The sequence below is a fragment of the Bradyrhizobium sp. USDA 4341 genome, assembly GCF_054063755.1.
Genome location: NZ_JBSSGO010000002.1, coordinates 6,014,366 through 6,035,479, shown reverse-complemented (window position 1 = coordinate 6,035,479; position 21,114 = coordinate 6,014,366). Strand labels below are relative to the sequence as shown.

Below are 21,114 nucleotides of genomic sequence, written 5' to 3'. Positions count from 1 at the left end.
TATCGTGCGTTCGTAATCGCGCGACCGCGTTTGCCTTGCATTTTCATTAATTGAGTCACTGACGAGACGGCTCGTCTGACGGAGGATCGATGTCCCTACCGTTTCTCTCTGAAATCAGGATGATGTCGTTCAACTTTCCGCCGAAGGGCTGGGCGTTCTGCAACGGGCAGCTGCTGCCGATCAATCAGAATCAGGCGCTGTTCGCATTGCTCGGCACCATCTATGGCGGCAATGGCCAGACGACCTTCGCGCTGCCCAACCTGCAGGGAAAAGTGCCGCTGCATGCGGGCTCGGGCTTCACGCTCGGGCAAACCGGCGGTGAAACGTCTCACACGCTGTCGATCCCCGAGATGCCCCAGCATCCGCATGTTTTTCAGGGCACCACCAACGGCGCCGACAATGCCGCGGTCACCAACAATCTGATGGCGACGTCGGCCAATCTCTATACCGCTGCCAGCAATTTGACGACGCTGGCTCCGAGCACCGTCGGCAATGCCGGCGGCTCACAGCCGCACGAGAACATGCAGCCCTATCTCACGCTCAGCTTCTGCATCGCGTTGCAGGGCATCTTCCCCTCCCGGACCTGAAGGACGCGCGCCATGGGCCAGCCTTACGTCGGCGAGATTCGCATGTTCGGCGGCAATTTCGCGCCGGCCGGCTGGATGCTCTGCCAGGGACAGATCCAGCCGATCGACCAGTACGCCACCTTGTACAATCTGATCGGGACCACCTATGGCGGTGACGGCCAGCAGACGTTCGCGCTGCCGAACCTGCAAGGTCGGCTGCCGCTGCACCAGACCAGTGGCTTCGTCATCGGGCAGACCGGGGGCTCCGAACAGGTGACGCTGATCACCCAGCAACTGCCCGTTCACAACCACCCGATGGCTGCGTCCCTGAACAATGCGACCGGCAACACGGTGACGGGCAATGTCGTGGGCGCGGTGGGAGCGACCCAGATCTACCGCGAGGTCGCGGCCGCCTCGCCGATGGCGAGCCAGGCGTGCTCGTTCGTCGGCGGCAGCCAGCCGCACGACAACATGCAACCCTACCTCTGCTACAACTTCATCATTTCACTGTTCGGCGTTTACCCGAGCCAAAACTAGGACGGGACCATGTCTGATCAATTCCTGGCCGAGATCCGCATCTTCCCGTTCGACTTCGCGCCGTTGGGGTGGGCCGTCTGCAACGGGCAACTCATACCGATCTCGCAGAACACCGCACTTTTCTCCCTGCTCGGCACCTATTATGGCGGCGACGGCAAGAGCAACTTTGCGTTGCCCAACCTGCAAGGCAGCGCGCCGATGCAGCAGGGGCAGAGCTCCACCGGCACTTTCTACGACATCGGACAGTCCGCCGGTACGACGACCGTGACCCTGCTGCAAAGCGAAATGCCCATGCACAACCACGAGGTTCTGGGCAACATCAATCAGTCACAGCTTGCCACGCCCAGTCCGGCACGATCCCTTGCACGCGCAAACCCAGGGCAAGCCTACACGGCGACGCTGACCAACGTTTCGCCGTTCTCGGCAACCAGTTCAATTCTGCCGAACGGCGGCAGCCAGCCCCACAACAACCTGATGCCCTATCTCACGTTGAATTTCTGCATCGCGTTGCAGGGCATTTTCCCGCCGCGCAGCTAGAGCGTTTTCGAGCGAAGTGGACACCGGTTCGCGTGAAGAAAACGCGTCAATACAAGAATCTAGAGCTCCGTTCCGATTCAATCGGAACGGAAAAGGCTCTAGACCGGCCATGACGGATGGTTTGAGCACCGATGCGGCTGCGGCGGCGTTCGGATGGACGCGCGCCGCGGATGCCGGCCTGAGCTTCCGTCGTATCGCTGATGCCGATTTGCCCTTCCTGTCGCGGCTCTATGCTTCGACGCGCACCGATGAACTGGCAGTGACACCGTGGAGCGCGGAACAGAAGGCCGCCTTCCTGGCGATGCAGTTCCAGGCGCAGCATGCGCATTACCAGCAGCACTATCCGACGGCCGACTGGCTGGTGACGATGCGCGATGGAGAGGATATCGGCCGCCTCTATGTCGACCGCTGGCCGAGCGAGCATTGCGTCATCGATATCGCCTTCCTGCCCGAACATCGCGGATCGGGTCTCGGCGGCGCGCTGATGCGCGACCTGCTCGACGAGGCCGCCGGCGCAGGCAAGGCGATGTCAATCCATGTCGAGAAGTTCAATCCGGCGATGCGGCTCTACCGCCGGCTCGGCTTCGTCACCGAGGAAGACAAGGGCGTCTACGACCTGATGCGCTGGCGCGGGACCGCAACTTCCGGCCATCAGGTGAAGACCGCCTGATAGCCGTTGCCGTCTCCGAGCGGGCCGATCGGCACCAGGAAGATCTCGACCACGCCCAGCGCCGGATGCCGCACCGGATAGATCGCCTGCGGCAACCAGGCTCCCTTCGGCGTCGTGAACAGCAGCGAGAACGCACCGCCGGGCCGGCCGCTGTTGCCCGTGGCCTCGACCTTGGCGAGCTTCAGCGCCACGACGCCTTCCGCCGTCTGCATCTCGAACTCGGCATCCCGATGCGGCATGAAGTCGTCAATATGCAGGTTGGCCAGATCGACGGTGGATGACATGCGCACGTCCCGGTTGCTTTCGCAGCTGTAACATACCTCGCGGCACCGCCGTCAAGATTTCTGCCGTCACCCGCTCTCTGAACCCGTCATTCCCCGGTGCGCAATCGCGCACCGGGGAATGACGAGTGGATGGAAGCGTTGCCCCTGCCACTGATTTGCCCGACGGCGTTACACCTGTGGCCCATGGGTGCGATCGGCACCCGGCTTTCCCTGCGCCCTCTGCTCAGGAGGAGGGAAAGTAAACGCAAGACTCGGGCGCATCGCGCCGCGAGGATGCGGAAGCACGACTCACAGAATGCGCAACACACTCGGCGTCGTCCTGGCGAAAGCCAGGACCCATTACCCCAAACCTCAATTGCTGCGCGACGCTGGGGCCGCGGTCCCTTTCATCACCAAATGCGGTGGTTATGGGTCCCGGCCTTCGCCGGGACGACTGCGGTGAACGCGGAGCCTCCGACCGTGCAACCCAGGAGCCCTGATGACGGCCCCGATTTCCTCCGCTAACCTCCCGGCAAAGGGCCGCCAGCAAGGCGGGCCATCTTGAGGGAGGAGAGCCGCGTGCATCGAGGCCGTGTCGTATTCGGCGCCATGGACGAGGTCGTGTTCGGGCGGCCCGCCCGTGAGGCCATCGTCGAGCAACTGGACCGGCTGGGCGCCCAGCGCGCCTTCCTGATGGTGTCAGGTACGCTGAACCGCGAAACCGACGAGATCGAAAAGGTCCGTCAGGCGCTCGGCGCCCGCTGTGCCGGCACTTTCGACCAGATGCCGGCGCACACGCCGCGCGCCGCGGTGATCGCGGCGGCGGAACAGGCGCGCGATGCGAAGGCCGATCTGATCGTCACCATCGGCGGCGGTTCGATCACCGACGGCGCCAAGGCGGTGCAGCTTTGCCTTGCCAACAACGTCACGACATCCGACGGCATCGACACGATCCGCACCCGCGGCGGCGTCTCGCCCGAGATGAATCCTCCCACCGTGCGCCAGATCAGCGTGCCGACCACGATCGCCGGCGGCGAGTTCTCGTCGATCGCCGGCGTCACCAACGAGGCCAAGCGGCAGAAGGAGATGCTGCGCCATCCCCTGGTGATGCCGCGCGCCACCATCCTCGATCCGGACCTGTCGGTGCACACGCCGGACTGGCTGTTCCTGTCGACCGGCATCCGCGCGGTCGATCATTGCGTCGAGGGCATCTGCTCGCGCGAGGCGCATCCTTACGGCGATGCGCAGGCGCTGAAGGGGCTGGAGATGCTGGCGCAGGGCCTGCCGCGGGTGAAGGCCAATCCGAAGGACATCCCGGCGCGGATGGATTGCCAGATCGGCACCTGGCTGTCGACCGGCCCGCTCGCCTCCGGCGTGCCGATGGGCGCGAGCCACGGCATCGGCTACGTGCTCGGCGCCGAGTTCGACGTGCCGCACGGCTACACGTCCTGCGTGATGCTGCCGGCGGTGATGCGCTGGAACAAGCGCGACAATGCCGACCGGCAGGCGCTGGTCGCGGCCGCGATGGGGCATCCGGGCGCGGACGCCGGCGACGTGCTCGACCGCTTCATCCGCGACCTCGGCATGCCGCGCAGCCTGCAGGAGGTCCGCGTTGGCCCTGAGCATTTCGACCGCATCGCGGCGGGTGCGATGCGCACACCCTGGGTGCCGCGCAATCCGCGCAAGATCGACGGTCCATCCCAGGTCCGCGAGATTCTGATGATGGCCGCTTAAAGCATGATCCGGAAAAGCGCGAAGCGGTTTTGCGACAAGACCATGCTCAAACGGGAAGCAAAGCAACACTGAGGGGAGATCTGAGCTTCGATGTACACCGGCAAGCATGCTTACCTGCGCCCGCTGCAACCGGCCTTCATCATGGCCGGGACCGGCGAGATCGTCACCTATCGCGAGCTCGAGGCGCGCAACAACCGTCTCGCGCATCTGTTCCGCAACCGCGGCATGAAGCGGCTCGACCACTATTCGATCTTCATGGAGAACAACAACCGCTACCTCGAGGCCTGCGGCGCCGGGGAACGTTCCGGCCTCTACTTCACCTGCGTCAATTCCTACCTCACGGCCGGCGAGCTCGCCTACATCCTCACCAACAGCCAGTCGCGGATCCTGATCACCTCGAAGCTGAAGCTCGACATCGCGCGCGAGGCGCTGAAGGAGTGCCCGCAGGTCGAGCTCTGCATCGTGGTCGACGGCAACGGTGAAAGCGATCGCATCGTCGGACTGCGAGAGGCGACCGCGGGGCTGCCGGCAACACCGATCGCGGACGAATATGCCGGCACCGCGATGCTCTATTCGTCCGGCACGACCGGCCGGCCGAAGGGTATCGTGCGGCCGCTGCCCGAGCAGCCGCCGTCGCAAAACCTGCCGCTGTTCGATTTCCTGACCAAGCTCTGGCACTACCGCGAAGGCATGGTCTATCTGTCGCCCGCACCGCTCTATCACTCGGCGCCGCAGGCCGCGGTCAATCTCACCATCCGGATGGGCGGCACCGTCGTCATAATGGAGAGCTTCGATCCCGAGCGCTATCTCCAGCTGGTCGAGACATGGGGCATCACCCACAGCCAGCTGGTGCCGACGATGTTCTCGCGCCTGCTGAAGCTGCCCGAGCAGGTTCGCAACCGCTACGATCTGTCGACGCTCGAGATCGCGATCCATGCCGCGGCGCCCTGCCCGGCGCTGGTCAAGGACGACATGATCAAATGGTGGGGCCCGATCATCCACGAATATTACGGCGCGACCGAGGGCCTCGGCTTCACCGCCTGCAACAGCGAGGAATGGCTCGCGCATCGCGGCACCGTCGGCAAGGTGCTGCTCGGCGACCTGCATATCCTCGACGAGAACATGCAGCCCTGCCCGAAGGGCACGCCGGGCACGGTGTGGTTCAAGACCGCGACGCCGTTCGAGTATTTCAACGATCCGGCCAAGACCAGCGAGGCCCGCTCGGCGGACGGCAGCATGAGCACGGTCGGCGACGTCGGCTATGTCGACGACGACAACTTCCTCTATCTGACCGACCGCGCCACCTTCATGATCATCTCCGGCGGCGTGAACATCTACCCGCAGGAATGCGAGAACCTCCTGATCACCCATCCCAAGGTCGCCGACGCCGCGGTGTTCGGCGTGCCCAATGTCGATCTCGGCGAGGAAGTGAAAGCGGTGGTGCAGCCGGTCGACGGCATCGCACCAGGACCTGATCTCGCCGAAGAGCTGATCGCGTTCTGCGCAAGCGCGCTGTCGCGCCAGAAGGTGCCGCGCTCGGTCGATTTCGAGGCCGAGCTGCCGCGGCTGCCGACCGGAAAGCTCTACAAGCGCCTGCTGCGCGACCGCTATTGGGGCAACAAGACCTCGCGGATCGTGTGAACACGTGATGCGGCGAGCCGGACCGTCGCAGCCGGGGACGCCGGGGACGCCGGGCGGCGTAACGGACTCGCTCCTCGCGCGGATTTCGCGCTATGCTCCGGGATCGCAAGCCAGCTTCGCCGGAGGCCGCCATGCCGTCGCCCCAGCCGCGCGAGCCCGAGCCGGTACAGGCCGGAAGGCTCGAATTCACCGCCGCCGAGATCGGTGCGCTCGCCCATCTCTATCGTGGCGAGGTCTACCGCAGCACGGTCTGGCGCACCCGCCTCGACAGCTCGACCAACTGGGCGGTGGTCACGACTGGGATCGCGCTGTCGGCAACCTACAGCAGCGCGGAGGCCTCGCCTTTGCCGATGGTGCTGGTCGGGCTGCTGGTCACGGTCTTCCTGTTGTTCGAGGCGCGGCGTTATCGCTACTTCAACGTCTGGCGCGCCCGTGCGCGGTTGCTCGAAACCGATTTCTACGCGCCGATGATCCGCGGCGAAGGTCCCTCGCCGGGCTCTGCCTGGACCGAGCTGCTCGCCAACGACTACCGCCACCCGAGCTATCACATCAGCCTTGCCCGGGCGATCGGCCGACGGCTGCGCCGGACCTATGGCTGGATCTTCGCGATCCAGGCCATCGCCTATTACGGCAAGCTGGCGATCCACCCCCTGCCGCTGACCACGATCAGCGAGATCTGGGACCGCGCCGCGATCGGGCCGATTCCCGGAGCCATCGTGGTTCTGGCCGGCGTCGCATTCCATTCCAGCTGGGCGCTGTTCGCCTTCGTCACGCATCGCATGGAGGCCGCCGACCGGCGTACGCGGCACAATCTGATCGCGATGGGGTGAGACGGCGCGAGCCGCGTTGCCGCTGGCGGGCTTTTCCCCTAACCTCGCCCCAACAAGAAAAGTCAGGGAGGATTTGCCGATGGAAGTGATCCCACTGCGCGAGGGATTCGGAGCCGAGCTGCGCGGCGTCACGCTTTCGGATGTTGCCGCCAGCGATGTCGCCTATGCGGCGGTGCGCGCGGCATTCGAGGAACATTCGGTGCTGGTGTTCCGCGGCCAGGAGGTCAGCGACGACATCCAGCTCGCCTTCTCGCGCCGCTTCGGTCCGCCCGAGACGACCAAGGTCGGCTCGATGGGCACCGGCTCGCATTTCGTGATCCTCTCGACCTTCGGCCCCGACGGCAAGGTGGTTCCCTCTGACCATCGGCAGCAGCTGCGCGCCAGGGCCAACCAGCTCTGGCACACCGACTCCTCCTTCAAGCGCGTGCCGGCGCTGACCTCGATTCTCTCTGCCCGCGTCATTCCAGAACATGGCGGCGAGACCGAGTTCGTCTCGATGCGGCTGGCCTTCGAGCGGCTCGACAAGGATGTGGCCAAGCGGCTGGAGAACTCCTTCGCCTGGCACTCCTACGCGCATTCGCGCAGCAAGGTGGCAACCGGGCTCGCGACATCGGAAGAAGTCGATGCGCTGCCGCCGGTGTGCTGGCGCATGGTCTGGCGCAATCCCGTCAACGGCCGCGGCGCGCTCTATCTCGCCTCCCACGCCTATGGCGTCGAGGGCATGGACGCCGATGCCGGCAAGGCGCTGATCGAGCAATTGACCGAAGCCGCCACCGCGCCCGGCGTCAGCTATCTGCATCAATGGAAGCAGGGTGACGTCGTGATGTGGGACAACCGCGCCACCATGCATCGCGGCCGCCCCTGGCCGGCGCATGAGGGCCGCCTGATGATCCGCACCACGATCTCGGCAACCGAGGCCGATGGTGTCGCGAACATGCAGCCGCCCTCAACGCAGGCGGCGGAGTGATTTTTTGTCGAAGCTCTCTCACCGTCACCCTGAGGAGCCGCGAAGCGGCGTCTCGAAGGATCGACGGCCCGGCTGGTGGCCGTGCATCCTTCGAGGCTCGCCCAGCGGCGCAATTGCGCCGCAAGGCTCGCACCTCAGGATGACGGAGAACAAGCATACGACGACGTTCGCAATCGGCGACAAACTGTCGCTGATTGCGGAAGGTCTCACATCGCACGCGTCGGCGTTAACAATCGAATTCGAACGGAGAGGCGTCACTGCATAGCAAAACAGACTGAGTTCCCCGCAATCACAGCCATTATTCCCCGTTCGTGGAAATTTTAATGCTGCCACGTCATCCGAATTGCCAATCCCCACACGGCCCTCGCTGGTTGCCCGACAGCCTCACCGTGGTATCGTCGATGCCAATCGGCCATTGAGACCGAAATTCGTGGAGGGGACCATGCGGAGCGTGCAAGCGCTGGCCGTCGCGGTGTTGTCTGTGCTGACCATCAGCGACGTTTCACGCGCAGCCGAGCCGAAATCCGGCGGCATCTTCAGGATCTATCACCGCGACAGCCCCGGCAGCGCCTCGATCCACGAGGGCGCGACCTATTCGGTGAACATTCCGTTCATGCCGATCTTCAACAACCTCGTCATCTTCGATCAGCACATCGCGCAGAACAGCGCCAGCACGATCCGGCCCGAGCTTGCGGAGAGCTGGGCCTGGAGCGGCGACAACAAGACGCTGACCTTCAAGCTGCGCAAGGACGTGAAATGGCACGACGGTAAGCCGTTCACCGCGGCTGACGTCAAATGCACCTTCGACATGCTGATGGGCAAGTCGCAGCAGAAGTTCCGGCAGAACCCGCGCAAGTCCTGGTACGACCAGGTCGACGAGGTCACCACCAACGGCGACTATGAAGCATCGTTCAAGCTGAAGCGGCCGCAGCCGGCGCTCTTGTCGCTGCTCGCCTCGGGCTATTCGCCGGTCTATCCCTGCCACGTGTCGCCGGCGGAGATGCGCACCAAGCCTGTTGGCACCGGCCCGTTCAAGTTCGTCGAGTTCAAGGCCAACGAATCGATCAAGCTCACCAAGAACCCCGATTACTTCAAGAAGGGCCTGCCCTATCTCGACGGCATCGAGTTCACCATTATCACCAACCGCTCGACGGCGATCCTCGGCTTCGTCTCGGGCAAGTTCGACATGACATTCCCGACCGAGGTCTCGATCCCGCTGCTCAAGGACGTCAAGTCGCAGGACCCGAAAGCGGTCTGTGTGGTGGAACCGAACAATGTCTCCACCAACATCATCATCAATTCGAGCGGACCTCCGTTCGACAATCTCGACATCCGCCGCGCGCTGGCGCTGGCGCTCGATCGCAAGGCGTTCATCCAGATCATGTTCGAGGGCCAGGGCGACATCGGCGGCACCATGGAGCCGGCACCCGACGGCTTGTGGGCGATGCCGAAGGAGATGCTGGAGCAGATCCCCGGCTACGGTCCCGACATCGAGAAGAACCGCGAGGAAGCCCGCAAGCTGATGCAGAAGGCGGGTTATGGCCCGGACAAGCACCTGCAGATCAAGGTGTCGACCCGCAACATCGCGGTCTACCGCGATCCCGCGATCATCCTGATCGACCAGATCAAGAGCATCTATATCGACGCCGAACTCGACGTCGTCGACACCGCGCAATGGTTCCCGAAGATCGCACGCAAGGACTATTCGCTCGGCCTCAACCTCACGGGTAACGCCGTCGACGAGCCCGATCAGTCCTTCTACGAAAACTATGCCTGCGGCTCGGAGCGGAACTACACCAATTATTGCAACAAGGACATCGAGAAGCTGTTCGACCAGCAGTCCGAGGAGACCAACCTCGACAAGCGCAAGAAGCTGGTCTGGGAGATCGACAAGAAGCTGCAGGAAGACGTCGCGCGTCCGATCATCTTCCATGCCCGCACCGGCACTTGCTGGAAGCCTTACGTGAAGAATGTCACGATCATGTCCAACAGCTCCTATAACGGCTATCGCTACGAAGACGTCTGGCTGGACAAGTAGCGAAGCGTTTTCGAGCGAAGTGGACGCCGGCGCGCGTCAGGAAAACGCGTCAAGAGAAGATTCGGGATCAGGGAGAGAGCCAGGGTGTTTGCCTATATCGTGCGGCGGCTGTTCCTGATGCTCGTGACCCTGTTCGGGATCTCGGTCATCATCTTCGTGCTGCTGCGGGTCGTTCCGGGCAACATCGTTGACATCCTGTTCGACGCCGCGGGCTTCGTCGATCCCGCCGACAAGGCCAATCTCGAGCGCGAGCTCGGCCTGAGCCAGCCGATCGTGATCCAGTATCTGCACTGGATCGGCGGCCTGCTGCGCGGCGACCTCGGCTATTCCTATGTCTCGGAGAAGCCGGCGCTGGAGGAGATCCTGCCGCGGATTCCGATCACCGCGCGGCTTGCTGGACTGGCGCTATTGTTCTCCGCCTCGATCGGCATTCCGCTCGGCGTCATCAGCGCCGTGCACCAGGGATCGAAGCTCGATTATGCGCTGCGCGTCGTCAGCCTCAGCGGCCTGTCGCTGCCGTCATTCTGGCTCGGCCTCTTGATCCTGATGGCCTCGGTCTCGCTGTTCGGCACCATGCCGATCTTCAATCCGAACCCGAAGACCTGGCTCGAGGCGCTGACCATCTATGCGGTGCCGGCGATGGCGGTCGGCTTCCGCAGCGCGGCGCTGACCATGCGCATCACCCGCTCCTCGATGCTGGAGATCCTGCGCCAGGACTACATCCGCACCGCGCGCGCCAAGGGTGCCTCCGAGGCCTCCGTGAACTATCGCCACGCGCTGAAGAACGCAGTGCTGCCGGTCATCACCGTGATCGGCATCGAGGCCGCATTCCTGATCGGCGGCCTTATCGTCACCGAGACCGTGTTCAACATCCCCGGCATCGCCCGCTTCCTGGTCGAGGCGCTGCGCTGGCGTGATTACCCGATCGTGCAGAATCTCGTGATGTTCATCGCGGTCGTCGTCGTGGTCGTGAATTTCATCGTCGACATGCTCTATGCGGCGATCGACCCGCGCATCCGGTTTGGAGACTGAACGCGTGGCAACAATCAATTTCGACAGCGAACTGCGACGCGCCGGAGCCAACGCCACGGCCGGCTGGGGGCGGTTCGCGTTCCTCGCGCAGCGCCATGTGCTCGGCACCATCGGCCTGATCATCATGCTGCTGTTCGTGCTGACCGCGATCTTCGCGAACGTGATCAGCCGCTACGATCCACTTACCGTCGATTCCGCCCACCGGCTCGCCGCACCCTCCACGCTGCACTGGTTCGGCACCGATTCCTTCGGCCGCGACGTCTGGAGCCGCATCGTCCATGGCGCGCGGATCTCGCTTGCGGTCGGTATCGGCTCCACGACCTTGGGCGCCACGCTCGGCGTCATTGTGGGTCTCACCTCAGGCTATCTCTCCGGCTGGGTCGACCTCGTGTTCCAGCGCGTGACCGACATCCTGCAATCGCTGCCGCTGCTGGTGCTCGCGCTTGTCATGACCGCGGCGCTCGGCCCATCGCTGCCCAACGTGATCCTTGCGATCGCAATTCCCCTGATCCCGACGGTTGCCCGCGTGATCCGCGCCAACACGCTGGCGCTGCGCGAGCAGCCGTTCGTGGAGGCCGCCAAATCGATCGGCATGAGCGAGACGCGCATCGCGCTGCGCCACGTGCTGCCGAACACCATCGCACCGTTGATCGTGCTGGCCACCGCGCAGCTCGGCTCGACCATCCTCACCGAAGCATCGCTATCGTTCCTCGGCCTCGGCATTCCCGAGCCTTATCCGTCCTGGGGCCGCATGCTGTCGGAATCCGCCGCCGAATATGTCCGCACCGCGCCGTGGCTGGTGATCTTCCCCGGCATTGCGATCAGTCTCGCGGTGTTCGGCACCAATCTGTTCGGCGACGCGCTGCGCGACATTCTCGATCCGAGGCAGCGCGGCTGATGAGCGAGGCACTTCCGGCAGAGACCGTTCTCGACGTGAAGAACCTGCAGACGGTGTTCTTCACCAACTCCGGCCTGTTCCGCGCGGTCGACGACGTCTCGTTCTCGGTCCGCCGCGGCGAGACGCTGGCGATCGTCGGCGAATCCGGCTGCGGCAAGAGCGTCAGCGCGCTCTCGATCATGCGCCTGGTGCCCGATCCGCCCGGCCGCATTGTCGGCGGCTCGGTGACGCTCGAAGGCACCGACCTCCTGAAGCTCGACGATGCCGCGATGCGCGCCATCCGGGGCAATCGCATCTCGATGATCTTCCAGGAGCCGATGACCTCGCTCAATCCGGTGATGCGGATCGGCGACCAGATCACCGAGGCCGTGCACCTGCATCGGAAGATGAGCAGCAAGGAGGCGTGGGCGCAGGCGGTCGACATGCTGCGACTGGTGCGGATTCCGGAGCCGGAGCGTCGTGCGCTGGAGTATCCGCACCAGCTCTCCGGCGGCATGCGCCAGCGCGCCATGATCGCGATGGCGCTGGCGTGCCGCCCGGCGCTCCTGATCGCGGACGAGCCGACCACGGCGCTCGACGTCACCATCCAGGCGCAGATCCTCGCGCTGATCGTCGATTTGCAGCAGCGGCTCGGCACCGGGCTGATCCTGATCACCCATGACCTCGGCGTCGTCGCGCAGACCGCGCAGCGCGTGATCGTGATGTATGCCGGCAAGAAGGTCGAAGAGGCGACGGTCGAGTCGCTGTTCGAGACGCCGTTGCATCCCTATACGCGCGGGCTGATGGCTTCGATGCCGGCGGTGATCGCGCTCGGGGCGAAGACCGATGCGCGTCTGACCGAAATTCCCGGCATGGTGCCGTCGCTGACAAATCTGCCGCCCGGCTGTGCCTTCGCGCCGCGCTGCAAGTTCGCGATCGACCGCTGCCTCAAGGAGTATCCGCCGCTCGACGAGGTCAAGAGCAAGCACTGGGCGGCATGCTGGCGCGCCGGCGAGATGGTGGAGGCGCCATGACCGAGCAACGCCCGCTCCTCGAGGTGATCGATCTCGTCAAGCACTACGCGGTGCGCGGCGGCGTGCTGCGCCGTCAGGTCGGCACCGTTCACGCAGTCGACGGCGTCAGCTTTTCGCTTGGCGCCGGCGAGACGCTCGGGCTGGTCGGCGAATCCGGCTGCGGCAAGTCGACGGTGGCGCGCACCGTGCTGCGGCTGGTCGAGCCGACCCGCGGCGCGATCAGGCTGGATGGCGAGGACATCGCACCGCTCAGCAAGAGTGCGCTGCGGCCGTACCGCCGCTCGATGCAGATCGTATTCCAGGACCCGTTCGCCTCGCTCAATCCACGCATGACGGCCGGCGACATCGTCGGTGAGCCCCTGATCGTGCATGGGCTCGCGACCGGCGCGAAGAAGCAGGAGCGCGTCGCGGAGCTGTTCCAGCAGGTCGGCCTCCGGCCCGACCAGATGAAGAACTTTCCGCATCAATTCTCCGGCGGGCAGCGCCAGCGCATCTGCATCGCCCGCGCGCTGTCGCTCGGCCCGCGGCTGATCGTTTGCGACGAGCCGGTTTCCGCGCTCGACGTCTCGATCCAGGCGCAGGTGATAAACTTGCTGATCGACCTGCAACGCAAGCAGAACTTCTCCTACCTGTTCATCGCGCACGATCTCGCGGTCGTCGCCCATATCAGCCACCGCGTGGCCGTGATGTATCTCGGCCGCATTGTCGAGATCGCCGACAAGCACGAGCTGTTCGCCAATCCGCGTCATCCTTACACCCAGGCGCTGCTCGCCTCGGTGCCGATCGCCGACCCCAAGGCCAGGCGGCTCACGCCGCTGATCGACGGCGACGTGCCGAGCCCGATCAACCCGCCGCCTGGCTGCGCCTTCCACACCCGCTGCCGCTACGCGATCGATCGCTGCAAGACCGAACGTCCGGCGCTGCAAGCGGCCGGCACGGGGCATCAGGTCGCCTGCTGGCTGAACGACGGGACGGGGCGAACTGAATAGCTCTGGTGTCGTCCCTGCGAAAGTGTTTGGTCCCGTGTGATTGGCGAGGGCCTGCATTGGGGCCAGGTAGCCGAGGCATTTGAGGCGAGTTCGGTTGTAGTCGTGGACGAACTTGGCGATGAAGGCGTCCCGATCGGCATGGTCGATGAAGGTGCGCCTTGCACTGCCGCGCTTTTGTTCGCGGCCAATGGCTTCGGCGATACGACGGTTGAAGCGTTCAACGAGACCGTTGGTCTGCGGGTGGTAGGGCTTGGTCAGGCGATGCTGGATGCCGCGCTGCTTGCAGATCTGATCAAAGGGGTGGTCGCCGGACGGTTTCCCGACCGGCTTGTTCTTCTTGTCGACAGCGAAGCGGTCGGTGAACTCGGCGCCGTTGTCGGTCAGGATGGTGTGAACCTCGTGCGGGAAGTCGGCCAGGAAGCGTTTGAGGAAGTCGGTCGCGGTGGCTCCGTCCCGCCTGGAATGGATCTCGACAAAGACGTAGCGGGTGGCGCGGTCGATGGCGACGAAAGCATAGCTGGTGCGGCGTTGCAGAGCCGGCAGATACTTCACGTCGATATGGATAAAGCCGATGCTGGCGGTCTCGAAGATACCGGGCTTGGGCTTGTCAGGCTTGGCAAGCCGGCTGATGCCATTGCGCTGCAGGCAGCGGTGAATGGCGCTGCGGGACAGCTTGGCATTGATGCATCGCTGCATCACCTCGACGATGTCGTCCAGCGGCAACTGCAGCGACGTCCGCAACTCGCAAACCGCTCGCTCTTCGACGGCCGACAGGCTGGTAGTGAGGTTGTTCGGCCGGTGCGAACGGTCTCCAACCGTGGTGCGGCCGCGCCAGCGGTAGATCGTGGTCTCGCTGACCCCCAGTTCAGCCGCCAACTGGGCAACCGACTTCTTGCTGCGCTGGATGTAGGCGCGCGTCTTTGGTGTCGTGGTGGCGTTCGCGTGCAGGTTCAGTTCCATGACACGAGGTGCTCCCTGACAAAGGCCACGCCTCGTTCTACACCGATTCCATCCAACCAATCAGCAGGGACCAAACACGAAAGCAGGGACCCATAACCACGAATGTTCATGGTTGCGCCGAGCTGTGGCCACAGCCTGTCCCACAACATCGATCGGTGGTTATGGGTCCTGGGGTCGCGCGGAGCCTGTCATCGGGCGGCGCTTCGCGCCGACCCGTTGGCTTGCCCGGGACGACAGCGGTTATGCGGCGGCCTCGATCTCCACCACGATCTTCCCCGTCGTCACCTGCTCGCCCTCGGCGACGTCGATCGACGACACCGTGCCGGCGACACCCGCCGTATGCACATGCTCCATCTTCATCGCTTCCAGCGTCATCACCGGCTGGCCGGCAGCGACCTTGTCACCGGCCTTCACCAGCACCGCGACGACCCGGCCGTTCATGGCCGCGCGGACCTTGCCGTCGCCGCCGGCGGCCGCAGCACTTTCCGGCGGCGCGAGCGTGAGATCGCGCACCGACAGCGTGACGCCGCGGTGCAGGATGTGGAGCCGATCGCCGTCGCGCAGGAACTTGGCCTGCTCCATCAGGCCATCATGGTGGAAGCGGATGCTGTCCTGATCCAGCTCGTCGATCTCGAAGCTGAAGCGATCGCCGTTGCGGGTCGCGCGGTAGCTACCGTCGCGCTCGCGGACAATCTCGATCTCCTGCACGCCGTGACCGAGGTCGATCCGCAAGCCGAGCGGGAATGTCGCGGAAAGTGACCGTCCGGGCTGCCATGGCGGCGCGTGCGGATGGGTGACGTAGAGCAGCAGCGCCGCAAGCGCGAGGTCGCTGCCGCGATCGGGTCGGGACGCCAGCAGCGCGTCGCGGTTGCTGCCGATGAAGGCCGTGGTCGCCTCGCCCTTGGCAAAGACCGGATGACGCAGGCAGTCGATCAGGAAGCCCTGATTGGTGGCGACGCCGAAGGCCGTGACCTGCTCAAGGGCGCAGATCAGCCTGCCGCGCGCCTCATCGCGGGTCGCGCCGTGGCTGATCACCTTGGCGATCATCGAATCATAGAACGGCGGAATCTCCGAGCCGGACTGCAGCGCGTGCTCGACGCGAATGCCTTCAGGCATCTGCCACCGCGCCATCGTGCCGGATTGCGGCATGAAGTCATGCCCGGCATCCTCCGAGCAGAGCCGCACCTCGATCGCGTGACCGGAGAAGGTGATGTCCTCCTGCCTCAAGCCGAGCGGCTCGCCCCGGGCGACACGAAGCTGCAATTCGACCAGATCGAGCCCGGTGATCGCCTCGGTGACGGGATGCTCGACCTGAAGCCGCGTGTTCATCTCCATGAAGTAGAAATTTCCGGCGCGATCGAGCAGGAACTCCAGCGTGCCGGCGCCCTCGTAGCCGATCGCCTTGACCGCTTGCACGGCGACCGCGCCCATCCGCGCGCGCAGTTCCGGCGTCACCGCCGGCGACGGTGCCTCCTCGATCAGCTTCTGGTGCCGCCGCTGCACCGAGCAATCACGTTCACCGAGATGGACGGCGTTGCCATAGCGGTCGCCGAACACCTGGATCTCGATGTGGCGGGGATCGACAATCGCGCGCTCGAGGATGACGGTGGGATCGCCGAACGCACCCTGCGCCTCCGACCGTGCGCTGCGCAGCGCATCCGGGAACGCCGCGGCATCCGCCACGAGCCGCATGCCGCGGCCGCCGCCACCGGCGACCGCCTTGATCATGACCGGAAAACCAATTGCCTTGGCTTCCGCCAGCATCACAGCATCGCTCTGGTCGGCGCCCTGATAGCCGGGCACGCAGGGCACGCCGGTCTTTTGCATGATCTCCTTGGCGCCGGCCTTGTTGCCCATCGCCAGGATCGCTTCCGGCGACGGACCGATGAACACGAGCCCGGCATCGCGACAGGCCTGCGCAAAGTCCTCGTTCTCGGCGAGGAAGCCGTAGCCGGGATGCACCGCCCCGGCCCCGCTCGCCTTGGCGGCTTCGATGATCGCGTCGATCTTCAGATAGGATTGCGCCGGCAGCGGCTCGCCGATCCGCACCGCCTGATCGGCTTCGCGCACATGCAGTGCGTCGCGGTCGGCGTCGGAGTAGACCGCGACGACGCCGTAGCCGAGCCGCCGAGCCGATCGCATGATGCGCAGCGCGATCTCGCCGCGATTGGCGATCAGGATCTTGAAGAACGGTGTCCGCTTCACGATTGCCCCGCTCATGGCCGCGCCACCGAGAACTGCATCCGCTGCGGGCTGCGTGCTTCGGCCTCGCGGCAGATCGCCAGCACCTCGGCCAGCACCGTCCGCGTATCGCGCGGATCGATCACGCCGTCATCGAGCACGCGGGCGCTGGTCGAGAACACGTCCATCTGGCCGTCGAACACACCGGTGATCTGCGCCTTCATCGCCTCCAGCTTCTCCTTCTCGATCGGCTTGCCGCGCCGCGCGGCAGCCGCCTCGGTGACGATTGCCATGGTCTCGGCAGCCTGCTCGCCGCCCATCACCGCGGTCTTGGCGTTCGGCCAGGAGAAGCAGAAGCGCGGATGGAAGCCGCGGCCGCACATGCCGTAATTGCCGGCGCCGAACGAGGCGCCACAGTACAGCGTGATCTGCGGCACCGTCGCCGACGTCACCGCCTGGATCATCTTCGAGCCATGCTTGATCATGCCGGCCTCTTCATAGGCGCGGCCGACCATGTAGCCGGTGGTGTTGTTCATGTAGAGGATCGGCGTGCGCGACTGGCAGCAGGCCTGGATGAAATGCGTCGCCTTGTTGGCGCCGGGTACATCGAGCGGGCCGTTGTTGGTGATGATGCCGATCGCTTGGCCCTCGATACGCGCATGACCGCAGATCGTCGCCGGGCCGTAATTGGCGCCGAACTCGGTGAAATCGGAATCGTCGATGAAGCGCGCGATTGCCTGGCGCATGTCGACGGGACGCTTGTGGTCCATCGGCATGATGCCGAGCAATTCCTCGGCGTCATAACGCGGCGGCTTGAACGAAGCGGATTCGGGCATCGGACGGTCCCATGGCAGTTTCGCCATGATGTCGCGCGCGATGCGCAGCGCGTCGCGATCGTCCTCGGCGAGATAATCGCCGAGCCCGGAGATCTGCGTGTGCATCTCGGCGCCGCCGAGCTCCTCCTCGGTCGCGATCTCGCCGGTGGCAGCCTTGAGCAAAGGCGGCCCGGCGAGGAAGGCGCGGGTGCGGCCGCGCACCATGACGATATAATCGGAGAGGCCCGTCTGGTAGGCGCCGCCTGCGGTCGAGGAGCCATGGGTGACAGTGACAACGGGAAGCCCCGCCGCCGATAGCCGCGCCAGATTGCGGAAGATGTTGCCGCCACGGACGAAATCCTCGACGCGGTAGCGCAGCAGATTGGCGCCGGCGCTCTCGACCAGCTGCACATAGGGCAACTTGTTCTCCAGCGCGAGCTCCTGTACCCGCAGCGTCTTGTCGAGGCCGTAGGGTTGCAGCGCACCGGCGTCGATGCCGGCATCATTGGCGCTGACCATGCAGCGGATGCCGGAGACGAAGCCGATGCCGGCAACCAGGCCGCCGCCGGGCACGCTCTTGTCCGGGTCCGGCACATCGAACATGTAACCGGCGAGGGTCGAGAGCTCGAGGAACGGCGAGCCGGGATCGAGCACCAGCGCGACGCGCTCGCGCGGCAGCAGCTGGCCGCGCTTGTGGAAGCGGTCCTTGGCCACGGCGGATGCCGCGCGCGTACGCTCCTCCAGCCCCCGCATCCGGGCGATCAGCGCCAGCATGCCGTCGCGATTGCCCTGGAACGCGGCGCTGCCGGTGGCGATGGTGTTTTCGATGATGGCCACTAGGCGCGCTCCACAAAATGCCCACTGTGCTGCTGCCGCAGCTCGACCTTGCGCAGCTTGCCGGTCGCGGTCATCGGCATCTCGTCGAGGATACGCACCAGTTTCGGCACCTGGAAGCCGCCAAGATGCTTTCTGCAGTGCGCCTCGATGCCGGCCTCGTCGGCCACCGCACCGGGCTTCAACTTGACGAAGGCGCAGACCGCCTCGCCCCATTGCGGATGCGGCAGGCCGACCACGGCGGCATTCTGCACGGCGGGGTGCGCCAACAGCGTCTCCTCGATCTTGACGGACGCGACGTTCTCGCCGCCCGACTTGATCATGTCCTTCTTGCGATCGAGGAAGAGCACCTCGCCATTGGCGTCGATCAGGGCCAGATCGCCGGTATGGTGCCAGCCGAACTTGCGGGCCTCCTCGGTCGACTTCGGGTCCTTGTAGTAGCCCATCATCACGTTGGGTCCGCGATGCACCAGCTCGCCGATCTCGCCGCGCGGCAGCAGCTTGCCGTTGTCGTCCATGATCGCGGTCTCGTTAACGATCAGCGACTCGCCCCAGTAATTGCCGAAGCGGTCGAGCTGCACCTCCGGCCGCGACATCGTCGTCGCCGGATACATCTCGGTCTGACCGCTGGTCAGCACGAAGTTCGGACACATGTCCGCCATCGCGCGTTCCAGCAGCGGCTTGCCCATCGGCGCCATGGTGTAGATGCAGCAGCGCAGGCCCGACAGATCATAGTCGCGCCGGCGCGGATGATCCAGAATCGCCTGGTACATCAGCGACAGGCCGACGAACACCGTCAACCGGTCGCGGACGATCGCCTCCATGCAGACCACCGGATCGAAGCCACGCATCAGCGCCATGCGGCCGCCGACCGAGAGATAGCTCAGCAGCAGCACGTGGCCGGCGCAGTGGAACAACGGAAACTGCCCGGTGATCCCGTCATCGCGCGAAAGCTGCATCTCGATGCAGTTGCTCATCACGGCCATGACCACGGCGAGGTGGTAATGCATCGCGCCCTTCGGCCGCGAGGTCGTGCCCGACGTATAGATGATCATCGCGAGATCGCGGTCGCTGATCTCGATGTCAGGCTCGATATCGGATTGCCGCTCCAGCAGGCTGTTGAATTCCGGCAAGCCGGTCTTGCCGGCATTGCCGGTCAGATCGATCGCGATCATCTCCATGCCGCGCGCCTCGAGCGCGGCGCGCCGATCGGCCTGGGCATGAAGATTGTCGTCGATGATCGCAAAGCGCACCTCGGCATGGCCGAGAATGTAGTCCATGTCCGGCGGCCCGAGCATGGTGTTGATCGGCACCCAGACGAGACCGGCACGGTGGATGCCGAACAGCGCTTTGACGAATTCAACGGAGTTGTTGCAGATGGTCGAGATCTTCTCGCCCGGCTTCAACCCGCGCTGCACCAGATGATTGGCGAAGCGATTGGCGTCGCGCTCGAGCTCAGTGAAGGTGACCTGCCTGCCGCCATCGGTCAGCGCGACGCGATCCGGAAACCGCCGCGCGGCGCGCTTGAGGAGATCGCCGATCGCGACCCGCCCGATGCGGCCCGGCCCGGTGACGCCACCGGTTGCTGCGAGATTGTCCATGTGTTTCCTCCTGCCTCGTCATTGCGAGAAGCGAAGCGACGAAGCAATCCACTCTATCTTCGAGTGGCAAGATGGATTGCTTCGCTACGCTCGCAATGACGGTTGGCGTGGCCTCAGTGCCTGACCCCAAAGATCTGCCGCGCCTCGGCCGGGCTCGCGATCTCGCGGCCGGCGCGCCGCGCACAGGCGGCGAGCCCTTCGACGAGCTGCCCGTTCGACGTCACCTTGGTGCCGTCGCCCAGATGGAACGTATCTTCCAGGCCGCTGCGGAGATGGCCGCCGAGATCGGCGGCGCGCTGGTGCAGCGGCCAGATCTCGGCGCGGCCGATCGCGGTGACCTGCCAATGCGCATCCGGCGCCTTCAGCTTGAGCAGGATCGGTAACAGCTCCGGATCGGCCGGCATGCCCGAGGCGACGCCCATGACGAAATTGTATTCGAGCGGGCCGGAATACATGCCGGTCTGCCGGTACATGCCGACACAGCGCACGATGCCGACATCGAAGCACTCGAATTCGGGAATCGTGCCGGCCGCCTTCATCACGTCGAGATAATCCTGCACCTTCTCGACCGCGTTATCGAACATCATCGGCGGCCAGGCCCAGGTGTTATCGGCCTTGACCTTGAGATAGTTCAGCGAGCCGGCATTACAGGCCGCGATCTCGGGTTTTGTCTCGCGCACGCAGTCGAGCGCGCCCTGGTAATTCGGACCCGAGGTGCCGGTGGTGTGATTGATGATCACGCCGGGGCAGGCCTCACGGATCGCCTGCTGGATATCCTTGCTGACGCCGACCTCCCACGACGGCAGATGGCCCTTGTTCGGCTCCTGCTGGCGCAAATGGATGTGCATGATACTGGCGCCGGCGTTGAACGCGGCCTTGGCCTCACGCGCCATCTCTTCCGGCGTCACCGGAACATTGTGCTGCTTCGGGTCGGTAAGCACGCCGTTCAGCGCGCAGGTGATGACGGCCTTGTCGCTCATGGGTCTCTCGTCCGGGTTGCGGCGCACC

The 21,114-nt window shown here is 64.8% G+C and carries 18 protein-coding genes and 1 pseudogene; 13 read left to right on the top strand and 6 right to left on the bottom strand.

Translation table 11 applies throughout. The features are described 5' to 3' along the window. Positions 1–89: 89 nt before the first annotated feature. From ACVIGB_RS34680 to ACVIGB_RS34665, 4 genes are all read left to right on the top strand, one after another. Positions 90–587, top strand: coding sequence for a phage tail protein (locus tag ACVIGB_RS34680; protein WP_456719280.1), 498 nt, complete (start codon positions 90–92; stop codon positions 585–587). 12 nt (positions 588–599) lie between these two features. Beyond that, positions 600–1,103, top strand: a complete 504-nt coding sequence (locus tag ACVIGB_RS34675) for a phage tail protein (RefSeq protein WP_456719281.1) — start codon at positions 600–602, stop codon at positions 1,101–1,103. Positions 1,104–1,112: 9 nt separating this feature from the next. After that, positions 1,113–1,640 carry a phage tail protein gene (locus ACVIGB_RS34670; protein WP_456719282.1) on the top strand — a complete coding sequence of 176 codons (528 nt, stop codon included), beginning with the start codon at positions 1,113–1,115 and terminating at the stop codon, positions 1,638–1,640. 109 nt (positions 1,641–1,749) lie between these two features. Continuing rightward, positions 1,750–2,310: an N-acetyltransferase family protein gene (locus ACVIGB_RS34665; RefSeq protein ID WP_456719283.1), complete on the top strand. Its 561-nt coding sequence runs from the start codon at positions 1,750–1,752 to the stop codon at positions 2,308–2,310. Here the strand turns inward: ACVIGB_RS34665 and ACVIGB_RS34660 are convergent. After that, positions 2,292–2,594, bottom strand: coding sequence for a DUF6916 family protein (locus ACVIGB_RS34660; RefSeq protein ID WP_244549747.1), 303 nt, complete (start codon positions 2,592–2,594; stop codon positions 2,292–2,294). The two genes, ACVIGB_RS34665 and ACVIGB_RS34660, sit on opposite strands and share 19 nt — an antisense overlap. A gap of 558 nt (positions 2,595–3,152) precedes the next feature. On the opposite strand from ACVIGB_RS34660, the gene ACVIGB_RS34655 reads away from it, so the two are divergent. The 9 genes from ACVIGB_RS34655 (at position 3,153) to ACVIGB_RS34615 (ending at position 13,715) form a co-directional block, all read left to right on the top strand. Further along, positions 3,153–4,307, top strand: a complete 1,155-nt coding sequence (locus tag ACVIGB_RS34655; protein ID WP_456719284.1) for an iron-containing alcohol dehydrogenase — start codon at positions 3,153–3,155, stop codon at positions 4,305–4,307. A 90-nt stretch (positions 4,308–4,397) separates the two neighbouring features. Then, the gene (locus ACVIGB_RS34650) at positions 4,398–5,948 is read left to right on the top strand and encodes an AMP-binding protein (RefSeq protein WP_456719285.1); all 1,551 of its coding nucleotides are present in this window, start codon (positions 4,398–4,400) and stop codon (positions 5,946–5,948) included. Between the two features lie 131 nt (positions 5,949–6,079). After that, entirely contained in the window at positions 6,080–6,778 is a 699-nt protein-coding gene (locus ACVIGB_RS34645; RefSeq protein WP_456719286.1) for a DUF2270 domain-containing protein, read from the top strand. Between the two features lie 79 nt (positions 6,779–6,857). After that, positions 6,858–7,745: a TauD/TfdA dioxygenase family protein gene (locus ACVIGB_RS34640; RefSeq protein ID WP_456719287.1), complete on the top strand. Its 888-nt coding sequence runs from the start codon at positions 6,858–6,860 to the stop codon at positions 7,743–7,745. A 442-nt stretch (positions 7,746–8,187) separates the two neighbouring features. After that, positions 8,188–9,783 (top strand): ABC transporter substrate-binding protein, encoded by a 1,596-nt coding sequence (locus ACVIGB_RS34635; RefSeq protein WP_456719288.1) that lies wholly within the window; start codon positions 8,188–8,190, stop codon positions 9,781–9,783. Positions 9,784–9,867: 84 nt separating this feature from the next. Beyond that, positions 9,868–10,815 (top strand): ABC transporter permease, encoded by a 948-nt coding sequence (locus ACVIGB_RS34630; RefSeq protein ID WP_456719289.1) that lies wholly within the window; start codon positions 9,868–9,870, stop codon positions 10,813–10,815. Positions 10,816–10,819: 4 nt separating this feature from the next. Continuing rightward, on the top strand, positions 10,820–11,713 hold the full coding sequence (locus ACVIGB_RS34625) for an ABC transporter permease (RefSeq protein WP_456719290.1): 894 nt from the start codon (positions 10,820–10,822) through the stop codon (positions 11,711–11,713). Further along, positions 11,713–12,726, top strand: a complete 1,014-nt coding sequence (locus ACVIGB_RS34620; RefSeq protein WP_456719291.1) for an ABC transporter ATP-binding protein — start codon at positions 11,713–11,715, stop codon at positions 12,724–12,726. The genes ACVIGB_RS34625 and ACVIGB_RS34620 overlap by 1 nt, the downstream gene beginning before the upstream one ends. Next, complete coding sequence (locus ACVIGB_RS34615; RefSeq protein ID WP_456719292.1) at positions 12,723–13,715, top strand: ABC transporter ATP-binding protein; 993 nt, start codon at positions 12,723–12,725, stop codon at positions 13,713–13,715. The genes ACVIGB_RS34620 and ACVIGB_RS34615 overlap by 4 nt, the downstream gene beginning before the upstream one ends. Before the next feature lie 108 nt (positions 13,716–13,823). Here the strand turns inward: ACVIGB_RS34615 and ACVIGB_RS34610 are convergent. From ACVIGB_RS34610 to ACVIGB_RS34590, 5 genes and pseudogenes are all read right to left on the bottom strand, one after another. Then, positions 13,824–14,675, bottom strand: a pseudogene (locus ACVIGB_RS34610) (DDE-type integrase/transposase/recombinase); the annotation flags it as partial. A 240-nt stretch (positions 14,676–14,915) separates the two neighbouring features. Next, the gene (locus tag ACVIGB_RS34605; protein ID WP_456719293.1) at positions 14,916–16,895 is read right to left on the bottom strand and encodes an acetyl/propionyl/methylcrotonyl-CoA carboxylase subunit alpha; all 1,980 of its coding nucleotides are present in this window, start codon (positions 16,893–16,895) and stop codon (positions 14,916–14,918) included. Further along, the gene (locus tag ACVIGB_RS34600; RefSeq protein ID WP_456719294.1) at positions 16,892–18,508 is read right to left on the bottom strand and encodes an acyl-CoA carboxylase subunit beta; all 1,617 of its coding nucleotides are present in this window, start codon (positions 18,506–18,508) and stop codon (positions 16,892–16,894) included. The genes ACVIGB_RS34605 and ACVIGB_RS34600 overlap by 4 nt, the downstream gene beginning before the upstream one ends. Continuing rightward, complete coding sequence (locus ACVIGB_RS34595; protein WP_456719295.1) at positions 18,508–20,106, bottom strand: AMP-binding protein; 1,599 nt, start codon at positions 20,104–20,106, stop codon at positions 18,508–18,510. The genes ACVIGB_RS34600 and ACVIGB_RS34595 overlap by 1 nt, the downstream gene beginning before the upstream one ends. A 113-nt stretch (positions 20,107–20,219) precedes the next feature. Next, on the bottom strand, positions 20,220–21,086 hold the full coding sequence (locus tag ACVIGB_RS34590) for a 3-keto-5-aminohexanoate cleavage protein (protein ID WP_456719296.1): 867 nt from the start codon (positions 21,084–21,086) through the stop codon (positions 20,220–20,222). Between the last annotated feature and the right edge of the window lie 28 nt (positions 21,087–21,114).

What these genes read in the sequence shown, in the direction of transcription:
- ACVIGB_RS34675 (WP_456719281.1), top strand. Translation starts at nt 600, where the DNA reads ATGGGCCAGCCTTACGTCGGCGAGATTCGCATGTTCGGCGGCAATTTC.
- ACVIGB_RS34590 (WP_456719296.1), bottom strand. Translation starts at nt 21,086, where the DNA reads ATGAGCGACAAGGCCGTCATCACCTGCGCGCTGAACGGCGTGCTTACC.
- ACVIGB_RS34640 (WP_456719287.1), top strand. Translation starts at nt 6,858, where the DNA reads ATGGAAGTGATCCCACTGCGCGAGGGATTCGGAGCCGAGCTGCGCGGC.
- ACVIGB_RS34650 (WP_456719285.1), top strand. Translation starts at nt 4,398, where the DNA reads ATGTACACCGGCAAGCATGCTTACCTGCGCCCGCTGCAACCGGCCTTC.
- ACVIGB_RS34615 (WP_456719292.1), top strand. Translation starts at nt 12,723, where the DNA reads ATGACCGAGCAACGCCCGCTCCTCGAGGTGATCGATCTCGTCAAGCAC.
- ACVIGB_RS34605 (WP_456719293.1), bottom strand. Translation starts at nt 16,895, where the DNA reads ATGAGCGGGGCAATCGTGAAGCGGACACCGTTCTTCAAGATCCTGATC.
- ACVIGB_RS34680 (WP_456719280.1), top strand. Translation starts at nt 90, where the DNA reads ATGTCCCTACCGTTTCTCTCTGAAATCAGGATGATGTCGTTCAACTTT.
- ACVIGB_RS34620 (WP_456719291.1), top strand. Translation starts at nt 11,713, where the DNA reads ATGAGCGAGGCACTTCCGGCAGAGACCGTTCTCGACGTGAAGAACCTG.
- ACVIGB_RS34595 (WP_456719295.1), bottom strand. Translation starts at nt 20,106, where the DNA reads ATGGACAATCTCGCAGCAACCGGTGGCGTCACCGGGCCGGGCCGCATC.
- ACVIGB_RS34665 (WP_456719283.1), top strand. Translation starts at nt 1,750, where the DNA reads ATGACGGATGGTTTGAGCACCGATGCGGCTGCGGCGGCGTTCGGATGG.
- ACVIGB_RS34645 (WP_456719286.1), top strand. Translation starts at nt 6,080, where the DNA reads ATGCCGTCGCCCCAGCCGCGCGAGCCCGAGCCGGTACAGGCCGGAAGG.
- ACVIGB_RS34635 (WP_456719288.1), top strand. Translation starts at nt 8,188, where the DNA reads ATGCGGAGCGTGCAAGCGCTGGCCGTCGCGGTGTTGTCTGTGCTGACC.
- ACVIGB_RS34660 (WP_244549747.1), bottom strand. Translation starts at nt 2,594, where the DNA reads ATGTCATCCACCGTCGATCTGGCCAACCTGCATATTGACGACTTCATG.
- ACVIGB_RS34670 (WP_456719282.1), top strand. Translation starts at nt 1,113, where the DNA reads ATGTCTGATCAATTCCTGGCCGAGATCCGCATCTTCCCGTTCGACTTC.